A 20,611-nucleotide genomic window follows, 5' to 3' on the forward strand; every position below is an offset into this window, starting at 1 on the left:
GTATCATTTCAGGGATGAATTGCGCACCGGCGTGAGAACCGGTGCGTTTTTTTATGCGCGGATGTCGTCATATTCGCGGGTTTTATCAAACTCATGCTTTGCAAACGGGCAAAGTGGAATGATTTTGCGATGTTCCTGACGCATTTTTTCGACCACGCGGGCGACCAGTTGTTTGCCCACACCCTGGCCTTTCAGGCTCGGATCAACGTCGGTATGTTCAATGATGCTCAGATTCTCGCCCGTCGGGACGAAGACAATCTCCGCCACCTGCTGGCCCTGTGCGTCGTTGACGTAGAATTTGTTGTGGCCTTCCAGTATTTCCATCATCTTCTCGCTTATTTGTGTCGATATTGCAACGCGCCGCTGGGGCAGGTATCAATCACGCTCACCACGGTATCCACCCCGACTTCGTCCGGCATGATCCACGGTTTACGCTTGAGATTAAACAACTGATGACTGCCGCGCACGCAGTTACCTGAATGCTGACAGATGGCGGTGTTAAAATAGACGTCAATCTTCTCACCGTGATAAACCCGGTAGCCTGCGTCCTCAAGTTCCTTATCCATGACATGACCTCTGAATGCTCTGTTATTTGCTGCAACAATAAGCATAGCCTTTTTCTTGCCAGAGTAGTGCGCCGGAATCGTTCTGTTCCGTCTTACGCCGCAACAGCGATTGTGAAAAATATCGCGATATTATTATTTTCAATAATAAAACCGGTTTCGTTTTTTAGCTGCATGCGCCCGTCAAAATATCACTTTCAACCATTTTCACGATCAGCAGGAAGAAGTTAAAGACGTATCACGTTATGCGTAACATTGTGGTGTAACAATTTTTTAATGTGACTCTGGTCACGAATTGGCGCAAATAAAACCGTTTAAATGCCGCTGAGGTTAATGCCTGACCAGTGAGGAACATATGAAGGTTAAAACACAATCCTGCGTTGTCGCGGGCAAGAAAACTGTTGCCGTTAGCGACCAGGAAATAGAGTGGAATAATAAAGGAACACTCGTACAAATAACGCGAGGCGGTATTTGTGGTTCCGATTTACATTATTATCAGGAAGGTAAAGTCGGTAATTTCACCGTAAAAGCGCCAATGATTCTTGGCCATGAAGTTATTGGCAAAATTGTTCATACCGATTCCGCAGAATTAAAAGAAGGGCAGACTGTCGCGGTGAATCCATCGAAACCGTGTGGTCACTGCAAATATTGTCTGCAGCATGAAGAAAACCAGTGTACGGAAATGCGTTTCTTTGGCAGCGCGATGTACTTTCCGCACGTCGATGGCGGATTTACCCGCTACAAAGTGGTGGATACCGCGCAGTGTATTCCGTTCTCACCAGACGCCAATGAAAAAGTGATGGCCTTTGCTGAACCGCTGGCGGTGGCGATCCATGCGGCGCACGAAGCCGGTGATTTACAGGGCAAACGGGTCTTTATTTCCGGCGTCGGCCCGATTGGCTGCCTGATCCTCAGCGCGGTGAAAACGCTCGGTGCGGCGGAAATTGTCTGCGCCGATGTCAGCCCGCGTTCACTGTCGCTGGCGGCAAAAATGGGCGCCGACACGCTGATTAACCCGCAGCATGACGATCTCGCGCCGTGGAAAGCGGAGAAAGGTTATTTCGATGTCAGCTTTGAGGTTTCCGGTCATCCGTCTTCCATCACCACGTGTCTCGAAGTAACCCGCGCCAAAGGCGTGATGGTGCAGGTAGGCATGGGCGGCGCAGTCCCGGAATTCCCGATGATGATGCTGATCGCCAAAGAAATTTCCCTCAAAGGCACGTTCCGTTTTACCACTGAATTCAATACCGCCGTGTCGTGGCTGTCGAATAACGTCATCGATCCGTTGCCGCTGCTGAGCGGTGAATATCCCTTTACTGAACTTGAGCAGGCGCTGAAATTCGCGGGCGACAAATCGCAGGCAGCAAAAGTCCAGCTAGTTTTCTGAGACATTAAATAAGGAATGTGAGCATGAACGATCTTTTTTCTCTTGAGGGCAAAAATGTCCTGATTACCGGTGCAGCGCAGGGCATCGGCTATTTACTGGCGACCGGGCTGGGTAAATATGGCGCGCAGATTATCGTCAACGATATTACCCAGGAACGTGCAGCAGCGGCGGTGGATAAGCTACAGAGCGCAGGCATCCGCGCGGTTGCGGCACCGTTCAACGTCACCCACAAACAGGAAATCGACGAGGCCATCGCGCGGATTGAAGCGCAGGTTGGCCCTATTGATGTGCTGGTGAATAACGCCGGGATCCAGCGTCGCCATCCGTTCACCGAATTCCCTGAGCAGGAGTGGAATGACGTGATTTCGGTCAACCAGACGGCGGTTTTCCTTGTGTCACAAGCGGTGACCCGGCGGATGGTAGAACGCAAAGCGGGCAAAGTGATCAACATTTGCTCAATGCAGAGCGAACTGGGCCGCGACACCATCACCCCGTACGCGGCGTCGAAAGGGGCGGTGAAAATGCTGACCCGCGGCATGTGCGTTGAGCTGGCGCGCTACAACATTCAGGTCAACGGCATTGCGCCGGGCTATTTCCAGACCGAGATGACCAAAGCGCTGGTGGAAGATGAAGCCTTCACCGCCTGGCTGTGCAAACGTACGCCTGCCGCGCGCTGGGGCGATCCGCAGGAACTGATTGGCGCCGCGGTGTTCCTCTCCTCGAAAGCGTCTGATTTCGTCAACGGGCATTTGTTGTTTGTCGATGGCGGCATGCTGGTGGCTGTCTGACGTCGTCGCAATCCTGTGCAGCGCGCAAGCGCTGCTTTTCTGGCACTGATAAGAGATACGACTATGCCTTTAATAATAATTGCAGCAGGCGTTGCACTGCTGCTGGTGCTGATGATTGGCTTTAAGGTCAACGGCTTTATCGCCCTTGTCCTTGTTGCGGCTGTGGTAGGTTTTGCGGAAGGGATGGATGCGCAGGCGGTACTGCATTCTATTCAGGGGGGAATTGGCGGAACGCTGGGCGGGCTGGCGATGATCCTTGGTTTTGGCGCGATGCTCGGGCGGATGATCTCCGACACCGGCGCCGCGCAGCGTATCGCCACCACGCTGATTGCCACGTTCGGTAAAAAACGTGTGCAGTGGGCGCTGATGATCACCGGTCTGGTGGTCGGTCTGGCGATGTTCTTTGAAGTCGGTTTCGTCCTGCTGTTACCGCTGGTGTTTACCGTGGTGGCGTCAGCCGGGCTGCCGATGCTGTACGTTGGTGTGCCGATGGTGGCCGCGCTGTCAGTGACTCACTGTTTTCTGCCGCCGCACCCCGGCCCGACCGCGATCGCCACGATTTTTGAAGCTAACCTCGGCACCACACTGCTGTATGGCCTGATCATCACCATTCCGACGGTGATCGTCGCCGGTCCGCTGTTTTCCAAACTGCTGACCCGCTTTGAAAGAACGCCGCCGGAAGGCTTGTTTAACCCGCGGATCTTCAGTGAAGAAGAGATGCCGGGCTTCTGGAACAGTATTTTCGCCGCAGTGATGCCGGTGATCCTGATGGCTATCGCGGCGGTGTGTGAAATCACAATGCCGAAAGGCAACAGCGTACGGGTGTTTTTTGAATTTATCGGTAACCCGGCGGTGGCGCTGTTTATTGCTATCGTGATCGCGATTTTCACTCTCGGGATGCGCAACGGGCGTACTCTCGAAAAAGTGATGGATATGGCGGCGGATTCGATTGGCGCTATCGCGATGATCGTCTTTATTATCGCCGGTGGCGGTGCCTTTAAGCAGGTGCTGGTGGACAGCGGCGTCGGGCAGTACATTTCGCAACTGATGAACGGCACGTCGCTGTCTCCGTTGCTGATGTGCTGGACCGTGGCGGCGGTGCTGCGTATCGCGCTGGGCTCGGCGACCGTCGCGGCAATCACCACGGCTGGCGTGGTTCTGCCAATCATCAACGTCACTCATGCCGATCCGGCGTTGATGGTACTAGCGACCGGGGCAGGGAGCGTGATTGCCTCTCACGTCAACGATCCGGGATTCTGGCTGTTTAAGGGCTATTTCAACCTCAGCGTGGGCGAAACGCTGCGGACCTGGACCGTGATGGAAACACTGATTTCATTCATGGGTTTAATTGGTGTTCTGAGCCTGAACGCTATTTTGCATTAATCATTTGGTGTAAAACTGAGGGAAAGGGCGCCGCTTTCCCTCAGCGCCAGCCGGGACAGGCGTCGAATCCGGAGAGATGATGAGAAACCACAGGATATCACTACAGGATATCGCCACCCTGGCGGGCGTCACCAAAATGACGGTCAGCCGCTATCTCCGTTCCCCGAAAAAGGTCTCGAAGGAAACCGGGGAGCGCATCGCCAGAATCATGGAGGAGATCAACTACGTTCCTAACCGCGCGCCGGGCATTCTGCTGAACGCGCAAAGTTATACCATTGGTGTATTGATCCCCTCATTTCAGAATCAGCTGTTCGCCGACATTCTTGCCGGGATCGAGTCGGTGACGTCCGGGCATAACTATCAGACGCTGATCGCCAACTATAACTATGACCGCGAATCGGAAGAGGAATCGGTCATTAATCTGCTCTCTTATAATATTGACGGCATTATTCTGTCGGAGAAATTCCACACGCTGCGGACGGTAAAATTCCTGCGCTCCGCCAAAATTCCGATTGTGGAACTGATGGATCTGCAGGGCGAACGGCTCGACATGGAAGTGGGGTTCGACAACCGCCAGGCGGCGTTCGACATGGTGACCACCATGCTCGACAAGCGCCAGCGCCGTAAAATTATCTACCTGGGATCGAAAGACGACATTCGCGATGAACTGCGGTTTCGCGGCTATTGCGACGCCATGACCGGGCGCGGCCTGGAGGCGCATCGTATCAACCCTCGCGCCAGCTCGTCGATTAACCTCGGCATGCAACTGATGAATGAAGCCCTTACCCTTTTTCCCGACACCGACGGCGTGTTCTGTACCAATGACGATATCGCCATGGGCGCGCTGCTGCTGTGTTTCGAACGGGGAATGGCGATCCCGGAGCAGATCTCCATCGCCGGGTTCCACGGTCTGGAAATGGGCAAGCAGATGATCCCAAGCCTGGCGAGCGTGATAACCCCTCGTTTTGACATCGGCCGCATGGCCGCGCAAATGCTGCTCGACAAACTCAAGAACGATGATCTCAACCACAATACGGTGGATCTTGGGTACCAGATTTACCACGGTAATACGTTGTAATTCCCTTTCTGAGCCTTGCGCCTCCAGGAATTATCCTGCTTTTTACTTTACCTCCTGCCTTGACCCCACGTCCTGTGGGCTTATAAGAAAATGATCTGAATTGTTCATAATAGCGACTATTTACTTTGTTTATTATCGCGGCATATTACTTGTCACAAGATTTTAACAAGTTTGTCTTAGGGTGAAACATTGTTCTGCTTTCGCGGGTGGGTATTTCTGGAGACCCCTTTAAACCTGGCGAGAGCGTGGAGAATTGCTTTTCATGCTTCCCTAATACTGCCGCGTTTGCTGGCACGGACCGGGTAGTCGACAGAGGTACGATCCTTCTCAGCACAGGTATGCAGTTAAGAGATGTTCAGGGAGCACGATCGCAATAGTTGTGGTTGTAAGGAACTCTAACTGTAAATATCTAAGAGGATTTAAAATGAGTGTTGATTCTTTCAGCAAGATCGGTGCTGCGGACGAGCACGGTTCGCTTACCTTTGGGCTCAAGTCGAACTATGACTTCATTGTTTGTGGCGCTGGTTCAGCCGGGTGTGTCGTTGCCGCACGTTTATCCGAGCTGCCGGGTGTACAAGTCTTGCTTCTTGAAGCGGGCGATGATGATGTCAGCCCAACCATCTCCGACCCCGGTAGTTGGCCGTTGAATCTGGGTTCTAAATACGACTGGAATTTCGTCGGCGAACCTAATCCGCACCTTAACGGTCGGCGGCTGCCCTTAAATATGGGAAAGGGGCTGGGTGGTGGTTCAAGTATTAATGTGATGGTCTGGTCGCGCGGCCATAAAACCGACTGGAATTATTTTGCGTCGGAGTCGGGCGATTCAGGCTGGGAATATGAGTCTATCCTCGGCTATTACCGACGAATCGAGAACTGGCAGGGTGCGCCCGATCAGCGACGTCGTGGTAGCGGCGGGCCGGTTTATGTCGCCCCGGCAGCAGAACCGCAGCCGTTGGTGCATGCCACGCTGCAGGCCGCCAGCGCCTTCGGCATTCCGCGTTTTGACAGCCCTAACGGTGAGATGATGGAAGGCCCGGGCGGGGTGGCGATTGCCGATTTACGCATTCGTGATGGCCGACGCCAGTCGCTCTACCGCTCCTACGTTTATCCGCGTATGTATCAGCCCAACCTGACGGTGGTGACGCATGCGCTGGTGACGCGTCTGCTGTTCGAAGGCAAGCAGGTCATTGGCGTGGAAGCAGTGATCAACGGCAAGCTCTGCCGGATTGGCGCGCTGTGCGAAGTGGTTCTGTCGATGGGGGCTATCCAGACCCCGAAAGTGCTGATGCAGTCGGGGATTGGCCCGCAGCACGAGCTTCGCAAGCACGGTATCGACGTGGTCGAGCATCATCCTGGTGTGGGGCAAAATCATCAGGATCATATTGCTTTCGGCTGCACGTGGGAGTATCGCACGCCCCAGCCGATCAACGCGGGTGGCTGCGAGTCGACGCTGTACTGGAAGAGCGATTCGCGACTTGATGCGCCGGATCTCCTGCAGTGTCAGCTTGAATTCGCCGTACCGTCGCCGCCGGAAGTGGGGATCGATCCCCCCGAGCATGGCTGGACCATGTTTGCAGGGCTGGCGCGTCCGAAAAGCCGTGGTAGCGTGAGTCTGACAGGCCCGAATCCTGACGATCCGCTGTTGATTGATCCTAACGTGCTCAGTGAGCCGGAGGATCTGGAAGCGGCCTTCGCCACCGTTGAACTGTGCCGGGCGATTGGCAACCATCCGCGATTTGATAACCTCATCAAACGCGAAGTGACGCCGCTGTACCGTGAGCGCCGTGAGATGGAGCAGTTCCTGCGCAACTCAGCGGTGACCTTCTGGCATCAATGCGGTACGGCAAAAATGGGGCGCGATGCGATGTCGGTCGTCGACGGGCAACTGCGGGTATACGGCATTAAGAATCTACGCATCGCCGATGCGTCAGTAATGCCGAGGATCCCTGTAGGCAACATCATGGCGCCTTGTGTGGTCATCGGTGAACGTGCCGCCGATCTCATCAAAGCAGCGCATGGGTTGCAGACGATGGGATCGCATTATTTCTGAGAGGTCGTGGTGATCAGAGCGCTCATTGTGTTGTGTGAGCGCTCTTTTATTTTACTTATGCCGGAATATTAAACGGTAATATCTAAAATATTATCAGGATCATGGCGAAGTATTTCTCGTGATGTCTTTTGTTAAAAACCCCATAGCACTCTGTCGCCATAACCCGTAATCTGGGTGCGCTAAAACAAATAATCTTATCAGTAAATTTTAACGATAAATGGAGTTGTTGTATGTTTTACAAGGGGTTAGTGGCGTTATCAGCATGTGTATTTCTCTCTGGCTGTTCACTGGATATGGCAGATAAATTGAAGGATTATCAGGGCAGCGATGTCGCTTATATCCGGGTCGATAATTCAGGACAACCCACCGCATTACGGATCCAGAAACTCATCCCGACAGGGAATTGCATACGGCTGGATAAACCCTATGGCATGACAGCATCGCTTGCCGTCGTGGGCATCAAAACCAGTTATTCCAAAACCGTACCGGGGATTGCACCCGTTTCCGCGAATTACGCTAAACGCGGCTATCTCGAATATGCGATCAAGTCTGAAGAAAAGTATAAGATTTGGTGGACTTTCCATGAACAAAGCCAGTACGGCATTGACCTGAGCCGGACATGGAGTTCTACCTTTAATGCCGAGAAAGGCCATACCTACGAGATCGGCACCCTCGGTAATGACATCGATATCACGGATATCACGACGGGTGAGAAAACAAAATCGATAAGTTTTGATGAATGCCCGTATACCGTTTCGATGCTGGGGGAAAAGAAATATAACTGATGCTGTTTGTTTGCAAAGCGTTATGTTTGGGGGGAGGAAAGCCTGCGAGTGGACTGACCCCATAAAGTTGGACGTTGCTAACCTCATGTTACGTTTCTCTATAAGGTGCCTGTCAAGTCAGACTAACAATTTATTCCTTATGCCGATACCTTTATTTCTTAATCAATATATGAAGGAACATGTATGTACTACGTACGCCCTTTAATGTGCCCACTTTTTTTTCTGTCTCTCTTACCGTTTTCTTTCGTTCAGGCTGCTGATAAGCCTGCATTGACAGATGGTGGCATTAACCCCTTGTCTGTAGTCAGAATCCACGATCGTGTGAATTACATGGTGTCGTTAAACTTCAATAACGGAAAAACAGCTCAGCAATGGCGTTCTGTTGATTGTAAGCAGGGCAAGGCACAGCTTCTGTATAAGGATTTACTGAATGAGGAGGGGCTTACCAAAGCTCGCTATTACGGAAACAACTATCTTCGCTATGCGCCTGCACAGGATGATAAGCAGATGACGGCAGAGGATATCCGCACGGTTTGCCAGCTACCGATAAAAGATACTCGGTGGGAAAGATTATCAGCCACGTCAACAGCTGGCATTACCGATCTTATCGATGTGAATAGCATCCATCATGTCGGTGACATTTTATCGGTACGCTTGGGATACGACTTTGCAGATATCATCTGGGAACCGCCTTACGATGCGCCGCTTGAGTTAAAGATTGAGCACTACTTATATAACTGCAAAACCCACCAGGGTGACGCTGTTGCTGCAATGAATTTCGACAGCGAGGGGCGCGTTACGGACTCACTCATCACTGCTGATATTGTTCGCCGCAAGAGTAGTTTTAAAATTAACACTCAAATGGCGCAACGCTTTGAGCAGCTCTGCCAGTTACCAGCCGGAAAAACGTTCAAAGCCGAAGGGCACTTTGTATCCGACACTAACAAACCGGCATCAACGTTGATGGGGCCATCAATGCCCGATCTGAGTAATAATAATCCGCAGTGGCTGGATAAATTTCCCCTTTCTGCTGCAATTGAGCACCAGGTACAGTCATTGATCAAACCCTGGGCACTTCCGCGTTTTAAACAGGTTCGTTATACAGAAGCAAGCTCGCTCGGTAAGGTCAAAGTACAGCTGGATGCACAACCGGATGGTTATATTCGCAAGCTGGAAGATTATGGTGTCTGGACGGTACAACGTTTAACGCTGGCTAATCAGTTACAGCTGAAGTTCACCATGTCCATTAGTAATGGTTCCTCACTGCTAAACAAGTTGCAGACGGATCTGCGTTTCCCATTAGTGAATGGTCAACGATATCAGGCACAATTGGACCATATTAATTCCGATAAGAAAGTTACTGCTTCAACGTTACGCTGTGAAGTAACGGGAGAGGGGGACGCACATAGCATTGCACCTGAATTTAGCGGGAAATATCTATTAGTTGAGTGTCATGCAACTTATGAAGGGCAACTGGATAGCAGTAGCAAACTAGCTTGGTTGCAAGATCTCAACGTTTTCGTCCCGGTCGCTCAGCAACTGGGTGATAAACCTGAAAGTCTGGTGAAACTGGAAAATGTTAGTGTGATACGTTAATGAGCGAACAGGCTCACCGCTTCATCCGGTGAGCCTTTTATGACCTGCATCCTCGATGCTTAACACACGGCAATGTTAGTAATGCCTCTCAGCGGTGAGAACAATTTCGTACGTTCATTCCTCGCTCAAAAGATGAAGATGATTAAATCTACCGTCGGCTGTCCGCTTCGTGCCAGGAGCGGACATTGCTAAGTCCGCACAACATTAATTAGAGGGGAGCATGTCAATGCTCATAGCTTGATGAGTATGATCTTTAATTCATCATTAAAAATGTAAATTTTGCAATCGCTCTAATCCCGCACCATTCCTGCTTTCACATTTATACCTTGTTCTACATCAATAGAAATGAAAACTTGCTTGATGAAAAACACAACATAGTGCGTATAAGATAAAAAATAAGCACCACATGTTGTGAGTTTGATTTTTTGTACGGATTCCCTCCATATGGTTTACTTTTGCTTTACGTAGTACCAGAACAAGGAAAAAACAAATGGCTTATCAGGTTAGTACTGCTTTCAATAGCCTCATGAACAACTTTGTTAATCTAGATGCAGATGAAACACGCAAAGGAAGAAGAAGCCGTGACTGGTTAGTCGATGAGCAGTTGACCAGGTTTCCAGATAAAGATGATGAATTCCCACTTTTGAGCACTACGCCTAAAATGTGGTTTGGTTCATTCTCCAGAAGAACAAAAATTCGTGAACTTGATGACATCGATATGATGATTGTCATGCATGCTGAAGGTAGCACATACACTCAAAGCGGCAAAACCTTCTATATATCTCCGGGGACAAATTCCCGTTTCCAAAACTACCTGAACGAAACTGGTGCGTGGGTAAATTCACGCAGAGTTGTCAACAAATTTGTTTCATCGCTAAAATCTGTCCCTCAATACTCGAGCGCTGATAGCAAACGTCAAGGAGAGGCAGCAACTCTCAATCTGAAATCCTATACATGGAATTTTGATATTGTTCCAGCCTTCATCACTTCACCAGACAGCTATGGAAACACATTTTACCTGATCCCAGACGGCAGCGGTAACTGGAAACAGACTGACCCGCGTATTGATAAAGACCGTGCGACTAGAGTGAACCAAAAGCATAGTGGTAAGGTATTGAATGTAATTCGTTTAGTTAAGTATTGGAAGCGTAAGCGCGGCGTACCTGCAATAGGCTCATATCTACTCGAAACTATTATGCTAAACCACTATGACGAACTTAATAAAGATTCAATGTCAGAATATCTCGATATCGAATTTGCAGATGCTTTGCAAGTGCTAGCTACTGCAATCGTCGGTTATGTTGGTGATCAAAAAAACTTCCAAGGTGATATAAATCATTTAAGTTCAGAAGAGCAGAAAAAGGTGCAAGAAATGGCACTTGACGATGCCAACAAGGCAAAAGAGGCTCTATCGATAGAATTTACTGACCCCGAAAAATCCGGAAAAATATGGCAGAATGTGTTAGGTAAATATTTTCCAGTAGGAAACGTATAATGAACGATTTCTATGAAAAGCAGAATGAGCCTCATATGCTCAAACTTCTTGCTGGGCAGCGTGAGATCTACTCTGAAGTAAAATCTATTCTAATGAAAGGTTTTTTTGCGGGGGTAGTTATCCCATCAATACTATCATTAATTTTCTTTGTAATGAGTTTTTATCCAGGCTATACGGGTCCATGGATAAAAACACTTCTTACGATCTACGGATTAGTATTCTTCATTATTAACCACTTCATAATGGAATATGTCAGTAACTGTAAGAAAAAAGCAGCTCGTATTCAGGAGGAGTATGATACCAGTTTGTTTAACATGGAATGGAATGATATCGTTGCTGGGAAAAAAATACCTATTTCTGAAAGTATAGAGTATGCCCAGAAACACTTAGCTACTGAAGGTGAACGTCGCCTCCACAACTGGTACCTTAATGCTCCCATGAGCGTTTCAGCTCCTTTAATGGTAATGCTCTGTCAAAGTAAGAACATGGGATGGGATGCAGGTCTAAAAAGGAAAACTTCAACATTTCTGAGTATTATCCTGGCGCTGAACGTAATTATGTTTGCTATAACATTTATTTTCACCAATCCGACATATCTACAATTTATTGCATTTGTAGCAATATTGCTTCCAACTTACCAATTTTATTATCGGTACGTTAGTGGGAATAAGAAATCTGTCGCCCGCGCAGACGAACTTCGCACACTTGTTGAGAATACTCTTAGGCAAGTAGTAAAAGAGCATGCTTACGACAAAAAAGCGTTAGAAAAGCAGTCGCGTTTAGTTCAGGACCAAATTTTTAACTACAGGGCAACAGGGAATCCGGTACCTGATTTTATGCATAAACGAAATCGGACTACAGATGAAGAGCGATACGATCGAATTTTTGAAGAATATTCTTCACAATTAGAAGGCATTGCAACACCATCGTAGTAGTTCTTTAATCAATTATTTATATTTTGATGGTTATAAAGTGTCGGGAAATTTTTTGAAACCTGTCGCCAGAAGAGTGCTGGCTTAGGGCTGAATACTCGGAAATCTCAAAGGCATGTGGAACTCAAATAGATGTGCTTACACCTCCCATTGATTAACTCACCGTGATTTGAAGAATACTTAATCAGTGGTGAGAGTGACTACGGACGCCCGCTCCTCGCTCAGAGCGGACATGCCTCCCCCTTGATCGACGGCTTCGTGCCAGAAGCGGAAGTTGTTAACATTCCTATATAAAGGGTGAACAGTTAGGTGAACACTTCAAACCAAACTCTTCGCCACATAATAATTTAAAACCAAACAATAAAATGGGAGGGTAAACAATTGGAAGCGTATTTGTTAATTTTACATGTCTGCTGTTCATAAAGCCCTGATGGAAATTTACTATGAATGATAAGAATGATGCCACGAGAGAGAAAACAAAGGATTTTTTGCTATCGTTAGGAGTTGTTGCGACTGGGCTGCTACTTCTGAAGTTCAAATATTTTTTTATCGCATTTTCAGTTTTGTTCATCTACAGCTTGTATAAGCTATACCCAGAAAGATATATGCTGGCAAAAATAATAAAAAGTGCATTCGCTATTAAGTTTTATAATATAGTGATATGGTTTATTTCATATGTGTTGACACTAAAAATGCTTAGTGTGATTTATGGTGTTGATGAGGAGTATTTGAAATTTTCCCCTGCCGTTGTTGCTATTCCTATTTCTATTTGTGTTCTGTACTTCTTCTTGGTGCTTGTCGCCGGTATATTCAGTGCAGTAGGCATGATTACTGGTAACGTTGTTGGTTTCCTCCCCGAACGGACAAAAATTTATTATGAGCAATCAATCTTTGTCAGGTTTGTTACCATACTTCAATCTCTGGTGATTGTTGTAGCAATTCCGTTCTTTCTTGCCGCTATATCTTCAGATTATGTCGCAAAGATAGCTATCTTGTCGGATGCGTCATTTCTATCTGATTGCGGAGTAAAGCAATGGGGAGTGATGTATCTACGAAGAAACAACAATGAGTGCTATAGGTTTACTTTAAATAGGAATTTGTTTAGTGAACAACCAGTGATTGTGAATTCAAAAAAAATATAAAGGTGAGTTTCCCCGCCTTGGCTTGTACAGGCAAATCACGAGCAACAGAGTAGCGGGGTAAATATTTACGGTCCAACCAGATTCAGATACTAATAAGTGATTCTACTCATCATATTGTACATCATGAATCGCCACTGCTTCGGCAGCCAGCTTCCGCTCGTCCCTCATAAGGGACAACCATACTCAAATCTCCCACATTGCAGGAGATTTGAGTATGAACACGTCACCGTGGAACAAAGACCGTATCATCGGCCAAAAAAGACCATTTCAGATATCTCATATCTGGGGGATACGAATCCGGCTTGAACTGGAAGGTAAAACGCGCGATTTAGCTCTGTTCAATATGGCCCTGGACAGTAAGCTGCGGGGCTGTGATCTGGTCAAACTAAAAGTATCTGATGTTGCATATGGTAGCTCTGTTTCAAGCAGAGCAACTGTGTTGCAACAGAAAACCGGTAGCCCGGTGCAATTTGAGTTAACCAAGGGGACAAGAGAAGCTGTTGCTGCATTGATAAAGCTTGGCAATTTGCACAGTAAAGACTTCTTGTTTCGATCTCGGGTCGGAACTAACCAGCACATATCAACCCGGCAATACAACCGAATTTTTCATGGGTGGGTAGAAAAGCTTGGTCTCGAAGATTCGCTTTACAGCACACATTCCATGAGAAGAACAAAACCTTACCTGATCTACAAGAAAACCAAGAATCTCCGGATGATTCAACTTCTGCTGGGCCATAAGAAACTGGAAAGCACAGTCCGTTATCTGGGCATTGAAGTCGATGATGCGCTAGAGATTTCTGAATCGATTGAAGTCTAAGGTTGTCAGGGCTGCAACAGCAGCCCTGTGCCAGGAGCGGACGTAACCATACAATCTAAGTTAGCTATGTTGCTGGACAAAATCATCCACAGTTTCTTTAGCCGTTCTATATACCACAGAATTATCGAGGAAATGCTTGCAGTAGGCGGATAATTGTGCTTGTGGCTGAATTAATTCATCAATTTTTCCCAACGCATTGTTTATTTTTCTGATTCGGCTTGATCTTTTTTTGTCCGTATCTGCTTCTTTGTAATCGTTTAGAGCCTCCTGTATGTCGCTCTCGAAATTTCGCAAACTCACTAATACATCGGCTCTTGCACTGAAGAGCCGTCCATCAGCCAGTCCGCAAACTTCAATTGTTTTTTTTGCTACCTCCTTAAGAGGTCCGTCGACAGGGTAAATCATTATATCCTGATAGGTGAAAGCCCCCTGTGGATCTATATCATAAGGGTTTATAATTGGCTCACGCATCGTATCGTGGCTCAGCTTGTTGTTATTGCATTGCTTACAGGAATAAAGAAGATTATCCCATTCAAATGCTTTATCAGTATAGTCACTCTTTGGGTAAAAGTGCTCAATCTCAGCAAAACCGGTTTTACCTGGAATTCCTTCGCAGAATGCGCATTTGTCAAAAGAACTTTTCCTAAGTGCTTCCTTAATATCAGGGTGTCGATAATATTTCAGTATTGCTTCTTTTTCCTTTTCAGGGATTTTTTTGTATTCCTTATATTTTGCTACAAGCGACATCAAATTACGCGTCCATTCTGCTGCGTTATCCACAAGCACTTGTGGTTTTGCTGGACGTTCTAACTTAATCATCCTTTTTAGCCTCCATCCCCGCTATGCGAGCTTTGAGTACCACTAAGACGCTATCACCAGGATGACATATAGCCTCAAGCTTTGCAAAGCTCTCTTTGAGAGCATTAAGGTCATTTTTTACAATATTATCAAAACATGTATGAACCAGTTTCTCGTAGCGTTTGTTATCTAAACTACGCACTCCCATTAATTCCTTCAAAATCATATCAGTACTCCAACCGGAATAAGCATCTTCTGACGGAGAGAAATCATATCGCTCTTCAGGGTATGAACCCGGTAGCATGATTATTTCGTTTTCTTTTGCTGAAGAAAGAAGATGTGGGGAATGAGTTGTTATAATGAATTGAATATTGGGGAATAGTTTTTCAATACCATCCCTGACTGTGAACTGCCATTCCGGATGCAAATGATTGTCAAGCTCATCAATCAAGACGGTGCCCGATGCCTTTTGAACATCCCTCTCGCCTTCAGGTAAACACGATTCAACCCACTCAAATATGGCAATAATAATGAACAATATGGCTTGAAAACCTGAAGAAAGTTCTTCAAGATAACATTCCTTACCATATAAAGAGAATACGGGTTCAAGGTCTCGGCCAATACGCACATAGTTAAAATTACTATTAAATGGCCCTATTTTAGATAGGGATTGCTCAAGGTGTTTCCAATTTTTCTTTTCTTCCCACGCCCATTCTTTTTCAATAATGAAATAACGATTTATAAGCCACTGCTTCACTTCTCGTTCACTTTCACTATAAATCTGGCTTAATGAATCAAGTATATAAAGTTGTTTGCTATGCTCTGCATCTTGCTCGCGAGATAACCCCTGGATTTGTTTATAATTTATTTTTCTTTGTGCACCAATAAATAATGGAGGCAAGCTTAATATTTTATCTACTGCGTTAGGAATAAATGATTCCCTTCCTGACTCTGAAGTTGGAGCATTCCAGCTTTTAATTTCATTGTTCCTATAAGAGCTAGAAAGAAACCATCCTGGGCCCATTCCAAAACGGAATTGCTTGCCTGATTGCTTTATATCTACCCAATACTCAGAGCCTTCTTTAAACCGGGAGTATGCGGGATTCCAAGCTAGGCAATGTGCAATTGTAGCCAATAGTGAAGTTTTACCACATCCGTTTGGTCCAGTAATGAAATTAAACCCGGAATTAAATGAGATATTTATCTCCGGAAAATGCCTTACATTTTTTATATGCAGCGCTTCTATAGTCATCTTTAAGTCTTAATCATGTGAGTAGTAAGTTAATTTAATCACATTTTTAGCAAATTATTAAGTAGTTATCACTTCTTCGTAGCGTCAATGCGTTATAGTCGTCTATAAATTACTACGCAACACTGGCAAGGTGATAGTCACCATCAATACCTCTCTGTTAGCGTTCACGGAAGTGTCGAAGAAAGCTGGGATACCCAGTCTTACAGACGTTATGAGCTTTCAGTACAATAAATCGACATTGACATCCAAGTAGACTTTGACTGTACCAACTATACCAGTTCCAGAAAGAGAAGATGATTTCGCTTGTAAATAATCTAAATAGACTAATGAGATAGCGAAATGCTTTTGAATTGTGTGGATTGTTACTTCTGGAGAGCTTGTTGTCATGGTATATGTCAGAAAGCCGAGTTTCCGCTCCTCGCTCACAGCAGACTATAAGAGTTGATTGTGTGTTGCACTGTGAGATCAAATCAAAACCAATACATTCATGCATCTTCCCACAGCGGCACCCATTCAACAGGCAACTGTTCCTTATCAAATCCTTCAAACCAGTAAACTGTACCTTTCGGCCCAACAATCGGCACTTCTCCCCAACCCTGATGAAACAATGCGCGACTCCAGTCCGGCTTGAGACGACCACGCCGTTTAAGGCGCTCACCATTACAAGCAGTTGCTCGTATTGAGGGAAAGTTAATAAAGAAACTTAACGGCATTTCCTCTTTTTGCGCACGTTGCAATTGCCTTGATATCCAGTCTTGGTTACGTTTGCGAAGTTTTTGTTTCATTGGCTACTGTTCTGATTCGACTCACTTATCAATCAATGATCTCACTGTAATCCGACGCCATGCTTTGTACAAGAATGTCCGCTTCTCGCTCATAGCGGACATCATGCACTCAAAATCTTTCTTCTCTGAGCTACAAAGGGATGTCCAGGCAGTCTGCATCTTCACGGTGCGGTCATTCTCAATACAAGCCGATATTTTTTACTGAAAATCTGCCCCTGGCTCGCCAGGCTACTGAAACATCATGAGCACAGCCACTTCAGTGAGAGATAACGGTGAGCAATTCACGAGCACTTCGACTCTGGAATTGCAGAATATAGCCATTACTCCAGCCACACCTGGCGGAAATCCGGCCATCCCAGTGTATTTAAATCCCGCCAGGTAAATGACTTCTCGGTCGCAAATTCCATCCAGTGATGCAGCAGAGGGATCACATATCGCTGGTGGGTGATTTCATGGAAAAAGGCGGCAATCGCCGAAAACGCCTGTTTATCGCTGTTGTTAAGAATGGCGGGCAGCAGCGTGTTGAGGTTTTGTCGTTGAGGCAGTCGCGTAAACAGTGCGGTGGAAGACAACCATTCAAGAAACGCCGGAACGGAAAGGGTATCGAGCATAAAGTTGCTGAGCCAGATATCAGCGGGTCGTTGTGCCTGGGTGTTAAAACGTTCAAATGCCTCGACCCGTATTTCGCTGCGAATATGCCAGCACTCAAGCAGGCGGCTAATCGCCCCGGCAAGCTCCACCAGTTCCGGCTGCTGAAAGGTACTAATGATGACGGGCAGACGAAGATTAAACGGTGCGGTGATCCCGCCGAAATCCACTGGGCGGTGATTCCACTGTGGCAGCATGCCCTGAGCAACAGAGAGGATGAGCGCGTATTCGTCGGGAAGTTGCGTCTGGTTGAGGAGTTCGATGGGTTGCAGCAGGTAATTGATAAACCTTCTGCCGGCATCATCCGCAAAGGCGCCTTCATGATCGAGCAGAACAAAGCAGCATCCCTGCTCGAGACGACGCTCATTCAGCGGGCGGTCATCCTGTGCCTTTTCACCCAACAGCAGAGGAATAAAGCTCATGCTGATATGTTCCGGCGCCCAGGTAAAAATGGTGATTTCGTCCAGCCCTGGACGCGCCTGATGCCAGTGTTCATTGCGCCGCAAAACCATGAAGTTGTCGCTGTGTTCCTGGATATGAAAGGCGCCGGTACAGCGGATTTTGCCGTGGTGATAATCAAACAACATCGTGGGCTGGGTCGCGAGCAGGTAGTCGAGGCGTCTGACGGGGTGATGCGTTTCAATCACCAGATGCCATGGGGCGTCAGCGGTAATGGATTTAAGGGGACTGAAAAGTGGCGCGAACTGCGGGCTCTGGCTGGCGGCGAGCAGGCAGCGCTGAACGGCACTGGCATTCAGTTCATCGCCATCGGCAAAGCGCGCGGTGGATTTGAGCCAGAATTCCCAACGGGTAAAGTCGTCGTTGTGGGTCCAGTAATGCGCGATATCAGGAACAATCTTGCCCTGAACGGCATCATAGCGTGTCAGCCCGCTCAGACACTGACGCAGGAGATGGCGTTCGGTCCGGCGCAAGGGGACGAGCGGATTAAGAGGCTCCAGATTACGATAGTAGGGGATGCGCACCCGCTTTTCGCTGCTTTTGTCCTGCACGCCAAAGCGCCAGAGGCTCAGACGATCCAGCAGATATTTGTCGTTGCCGATAAATCGCAGCACGTTGCCGTAATCCTGTTTCTCCAGCAGTTTGTTGACGTTCTGGCTGAACAGTTTTTCCGGCGAGGTTAACAGGTGGATCCGTGATCGTCTGCCGCGTCCGCGCTGCGGTTGCCAGTCGAGCCATTTTTCCTGATGCATCTTTTTTAGCGCGATACGGCAGTTACGCACCGAACAGCCGAAGATAGTGGCAATCTCCTGCATCTGTAATTCATGCGTCTGGCCCGCACCGTAGCGGGCGTGCAGTCTGCGAAAATGTGCCTCAAAGGTGCTCATGATAGTGCCTCCATCCCCACGCGGTTTCCTGTTTTATCCCTTTCTGAGCGTTTCTGACGTGATTGCCTTCATAAATTTTCCGGTTTTAAGCCAAAACCGGAAATATCTTTCGTCTTCGGTTGCTGTTTTTTTCATCACCACAGGTTCGGATACTTAACGTGTTTGAAACAGAACATGCTGTTGTGCGAATCCGTGTAATGAAGAGGCGCTCAGGAGAACGAGATGAAAAGAATAAACCTTCTGCAAATGTTACAAAGCATAGGGCGATCATTAATGATCCCCATTGCCATGCTGCCTGCCGCGGGTATTTTGCTGGCCTTCGGCGTCAGCTTTCAGGATCCCAACATTGTCGCCAGCCTGCCATTTCTCGGTGCTGACTGGCTGGTTCACGTGCTAAAGCTGATGGCGGAAGCGGGCAGCGCGATCTTCGCCAACCTGCCGCTGCTGTTTGCGGTGGGTGTTGCGGTCGGCCTGAGTGACGATCAGGGGATTGCCGGGCTGTCGGCGATCGCCGGTTTTCTGATTATGAATGTCACCATCGGCCAGTTTCTGGGTATCACGCCGGAGTCTGTGTCGCAGGTGCGGGACTACGCGATGGTGCTCGGCATCCCTTCGCTACAGACCGGCGTCTTCGGTGGCATTATTATCGGGATTATCGCCGCCTGGCTGTACAAAAGGTATTACCGCATCCAGCTCCCGTCATGGCTGGAGTTCTTCTCCGGCAAGCGTTTCGTGCCGATTGTCACCTCCTTCGCCGCGCTGTTTGTCGGGCTGGTGATGGCCATTATCTGGCCTCCTGTCCAGCATCTGATCAATGGTCTGTCGAATACCATGACGGTGCAGGGGCCGGGCGTTTCCGCTTTCCTGTTCGGTTTTGTGGAGCGGTTGTTGATCCCGTTTGGTCTTAACCACGTCTGGTGGCCGACGTTCTGGCTGCAGTTTGGTGAGTACGTGAACAAGGCCGGACAGGTAGTGCATGGCGACCAGCTCATCTTCTTTGCCCAGTTAAAAGATCAGGTGCCGATCACCGCCGGGACCTTCATGGCCGGGCTGACACCCATCAAGATGTTCTGTATTCCGGCGATTGCGCTGGCGATTTATCGCTGCGCCAGCCCGGAAAACAAAGCCCGGGTGAAAGGCATTATGCTCTCCGGGGCGATCACCTCTGTTGTCTGCGGCATCACCGAGCCGATTGAGTTTTCCTTCCTGTTTGTCGCGCCCGTGCTGTATGGCATTCATGCCGTGCTGGCTGGCCTGGTCTTCCTGCTGATGGAGTGGTTCAGCGTGCACATCGGGCTCTCATTTTCTGGCGGGCTTATTGACTATCTCTTCTTTGGCGTTTTGCCGCGCGCACCGCACTGGTACATGGTCTTCCCGGTTGGGCTGGTGATGGGGACGGTTTACTTCCTCCTGTTTACCTTTGCCATCCGCCGCTGGAATTTGCTGACGCCGGGGCGTGAAGTTGATGAAAAAACCGTGGCAAAGGAAAACGAACAGGACGCGCTGGTGAGCGGCATCATTCTGGCTTATGGCGGGCTGGAGAACATTACCAGCATCGAAGCCTGTATGTCGCGTCTGCGCATTGACGTTACCGATAAGACGCTGGTGGACAAGGCGCTGCTGAAGCAGCTTGGCGCGGCGGGTGTCGTCGAAGTTGGGGACAACATACAAAGCGTATTTGGCATGAAATCTGATCGACTGAAAGAGGAGATCCGCGCGGTTAAAACGCAGCGGCAACTTGAAGTATGACGTGTATACAGGAGGCG

Annotated in this window: 18 protein-coding genes; 12 read left to right on the forward strand and 6 right to left on the reverse strand. The window is 48.2% G+C overall.

Annotation, left to right across the window (positions count from 1 at the left end):
• Positions 1-51 precede the first annotated feature (51 nt).
• Positions 52-324 (reverse strand): GNAT family N-acetyltransferase, encoded by a 273-nt coding sequence (locus AOY23_RS04965; RefSeq protein ID WP_054177817.1) that lies wholly within the window; start codon positions 322-324, stop codon positions 52-54.
• An 11-nt stretch (positions 325-335) separates the two neighbouring features.
• Positions 336-566 (reverse strand): 4Fe-4S mono-cluster protein YjdI, encoded by a 231-nt coding sequence (gene yjdI / locus AOY23_RS04970; RefSeq protein WP_038157366.1) that lies wholly within the window; start codon positions 564-566, stop codon positions 336-338.
• Between the two features lie 352 nt (positions 567-918).
• Here yjdI and idnD point away from each other — a divergent pair, with 352 nt between their 5' ends.
• From idnD to AOY23_RS05025, 11 genes are all read left to right on the forward strand, one after another.
• Positions 919-1,950, forward strand: a complete 1,032-nt coding sequence (idnD, locus tag AOY23_RS04975; protein WP_054177713.1) for an L-idonate 5-dehydrogenase — start codon at positions 919-921, stop codon at positions 1,948-1,950.
• Between the two features lie 23 nt (positions 1,951-1,973).
• Entirely contained in the window at positions 1,974-2,738 is a 765-nt protein-coding gene (gene idnO, locus AOY23_RS04980) for a gluconate 5-dehydrogenase (RefSeq protein WP_054177714.1), read from the forward strand.
• Between the two features lie 63 nt (positions 2,739-2,801).
• The gene (locus AOY23_RS04985) at positions 2,802-4,121 is read left to right on the forward strand and encodes a gluconate:H+ symporter (protein ID WP_054177715.1); all 1,320 of its coding nucleotides are present in this window, start codon (positions 2,802-2,804) and stop codon (positions 4,119-4,121) included.
• A 79-nt stretch (positions 4,122-4,200) separates the two neighbouring features.
• Entirely contained in the window at positions 4,201-5,199 is a 999-nt protein-coding gene (gene idnR / locus AOY23_RS04990) for a DNA-binding transcriptional regulator IdnR (RefSeq protein ID WP_054177716.1), read from the forward strand.
• 424 nt (positions 5,200-5,623) lie between these two features.
• The gene (locus AOY23_RS04995) at positions 5,624-7,249 is read left to right on the forward strand and encodes a GMC family oxidoreductase (RefSeq protein ID WP_081005625.1); all 1,626 of its coding nucleotides are present in this window, start codon (positions 5,624-5,626) and stop codon (positions 7,247-7,249) included.
• 230 nt (positions 7,250-7,479) lie between these two features.
• Positions 7,480-8,034 (forward strand): hypothetical protein, encoded by a 555-nt coding sequence (locus tag AOY23_RS05000; protein WP_054177717.1) that lies wholly within the window; start codon positions 7,480-7,482, stop codon positions 8,032-8,034.
• Between the two features lie 183 nt (positions 8,035-8,217).
• Positions 8,218-9,630, forward strand: coding sequence for a hypothetical protein (locus AOY23_RS05005; RefSeq protein WP_054177718.1), 1,413 nt, complete (start codon positions 8,218-8,220; stop codon positions 9,628-9,630).
• 490 nt (positions 9,631-10,120) lie between these two features.
• Positions 10,121-11,125, forward strand: a complete 1,005-nt coding sequence (locus AOY23_RS05010) for a nucleotidyltransferase family protein (protein WP_054177719.1) — start codon at positions 10,121-10,123, stop codon at positions 11,123-11,125.
• Positions 11,125-12,057, forward strand: coding sequence for an S-4TM family putative pore-forming effector (locus AOY23_RS05015; protein ID WP_054177720.1), 933 nt, complete (start codon positions 11,125-11,127; stop codon positions 12,055-12,057). Before AOY23_RS05010 ends, AOY23_RS05015 begins: the two co-directional genes overlap by 1 nt.
• A 443-nt stretch (positions 12,058-12,500) precedes the next feature.
• Positions 12,501-13,199, forward strand: coding sequence for a hypothetical protein (locus AOY23_RS05020; protein ID WP_054177721.1), 699 nt, complete (start codon positions 12,501-12,503; stop codon positions 13,197-13,199).
• 214 nt (positions 13,200-13,413) lie between these two features.
• Positions 13,414-14,016 (forward strand): site-specific integrase, encoded by a 603-nt coding sequence (locus tag AOY23_RS05025; RefSeq protein ID WP_054177722.1) that lies wholly within the window; start codon positions 13,414-13,416, stop codon positions 14,014-14,016.
• A 60-nt stretch (positions 14,017-14,076) separates the two neighbouring features.
• On the opposite strand, the gene AOY23_RS05030 is transcribed toward AOY23_RS05025, so the two are convergent.
• The 4 genes from AOY23_RS05030 to AOY23_RS05040 all read right to left on the reverse strand — a co-directional run bounded on the left by AOY23_RS05030 (position 14,077) and on the right by AOY23_RS05040 (position 18,845).
• On the reverse strand, positions 14,077-14,835 hold the full coding sequence (locus tag AOY23_RS05030) for an HNH endonuclease (protein ID WP_054177723.1): 759 nt from the start codon (positions 14,833-14,835) through the stop codon (positions 14,077-14,079).
• Positions 14,828-16,066, reverse strand: a complete 1,239-nt coding sequence (locus AOY23_RS05035) for an AAA family ATPase (protein WP_054177724.1) — start codon at positions 16,064-16,066, stop codon at positions 14,828-14,830. Before AOY23_RS05035 ends, AOY23_RS05030 begins: the two co-directional genes overlap by 8 nt.
• Positions 16,067-16,551: 485 nt before the next feature.
• Entirely contained in the window at positions 16,552-16,851 is a 300-nt protein-coding gene (locus tag AOY23_RS22490; RefSeq protein ID WP_087603053.1) for a hypothetical protein, read from the reverse strand.
• 320 nt (positions 16,852-17,171) lie between these two features.
• Positions 17,172-18,845: an SgrR family transcriptional regulator gene (locus AOY23_RS05040; RefSeq protein WP_054177725.1), complete on the reverse strand. Its 1,674-nt coding sequence runs from the start codon at positions 18,843-18,845 to the stop codon at positions 17,172-17,174.
• 222 nt (positions 18,846-19,067) lie between these two features.
• On the opposite strand from AOY23_RS05040, the gene ptsG reads away from it, so the two are divergent.
• A complete protein-coding gene (gene ptsG, locus AOY23_RS05045; protein ID WP_054177726.1) occupies positions 19,068-20,594 on the forward strand; it encodes a glucose-specific PTS transporter subunit IIBC in 1,527 nt (508 codons plus the stop codon).
• Positions 20,595-20,611: the final 17 nt, after the last annotated feature.

It is taken from the genome of Trabulsiella odontotermitis, from assembly GCF_001297775.1.
Lineage (GTDB): Bacteria > Pseudomonadota > Gammaproteobacteria > Enterobacterales > Enterobacteriaceae > Trabulsiella > Trabulsiella odontotermitis.

Bases quoted from the DNA above. Each gene is read 5' to 3' on its own strand.
- idnO (WP_054177714.1), top strand. From the start codon at position 1,974: ATGAACGATCTTTTTTCTCTTGAGGGCAAAAATGTCCTGATTACCGGT.
- AOY23_RS05015 (WP_054177720.1), top strand. From the start codon at position 11,125: ATGAACGATTTCTATGAAAAGCAGAATGAGCCTCATATGCTCAAACTT.
- AOY23_RS05035 (WP_054177724.1), bottom strand. From the start codon at position 16,066: ATGACTATAGAAGCGCTGCATATAAAAAATGTAAGGCATTTTCCGGAG.
- AOY23_RS22490 (WP_087603053.1), bottom strand. From the start codon at position 16,851: ATGAAACAAAAACTTCGCAAACGTAACCAAGACTGGATATCAAGGCAA.
- AOY23_RS04985 (WP_054177715.1), top strand. From the start codon at position 2,802: ATGCCTTTAATAATAATTGCAGCAGGCGTTGCACTGCTGCTGGTGCTG.
- idnR (WP_054177716.1), top strand. From the start codon at position 4,201: ATGAGAAACCACAGGATATCACTACAGGATATCGCCACCCTGGCGGGC.
- AOY23_RS05010 (WP_054177719.1), top strand. From the start codon at position 10,121: ATGGCTTATCAGGTTAGTACTGCTTTCAATAGCCTCATGAACAACTTT.
- AOY23_RS04965 (WP_054177817.1), bottom strand. From the start codon at position 324: ATGGAAATACTGGAAGGCCACAACAAATTCTACGTCAACGACGCACAG.
- yjdI (WP_038157366.1), bottom strand. From the start codon at position 566: ATGGATAAGGAACTTGAGGACGCAGGCTACCGGGTTTATCACGGTGAG.
- AOY23_RS05030 (WP_054177723.1), bottom strand. From the start codon at position 14,835: ATGATTAAGTTAGAACGTCCAGCAAAACCACAAGTGCTTGTGGATAAC.
- AOY23_RS04995 (WP_081005625.1), top strand. From the start codon at position 5,624: ATGAGTGTTGATTCTTTCAGCAAGATCGGTGCTGCGGACGAGCACGGT.
- AOY23_RS05020 (WP_054177721.1), top strand. From the start codon at position 12,501: ATGAATGATAAGAATGATGCCACGAGAGAGAAAACAAAGGATTTTTTG.
- AOY23_RS05025 (WP_054177722.1), top strand. From the start codon at position 13,414: ATGAACACGTCACCGTGGAACAAAGACCGTATCATCGGCCAAAAAAGA.
- ptsG (WP_054177726.1), top strand. From the start codon at position 19,068: ATGAAAAGAATAAACCTTCTGCAAATGTTACAAAGCATAGGGCGATCA.
- AOY23_RS05040 (WP_054177725.1), bottom strand. From the start codon at position 18,845: ATGAGCACCTTTGAGGCACATTTTCGCAGACTGCACGCCCGCTACGGT.
- idnD (WP_054177713.1), top strand. From the start codon at position 919: ATGAAGGTTAAAACACAATCCTGCGTTGTCGCGGGCAAGAAAACTGTT.
- AOY23_RS05000 (WP_054177717.1), top strand. From the start codon at position 7,480: ATGTTTTACAAGGGGTTAGTGGCGTTATCAGCATGTGTATTTCTCTCT.
- AOY23_RS05005 (WP_054177718.1), top strand. From the start codon at position 8,218: ATGTACTACGTACGCCCTTTAATGTGCCCACTTTTTTTTCTGTCTCTC.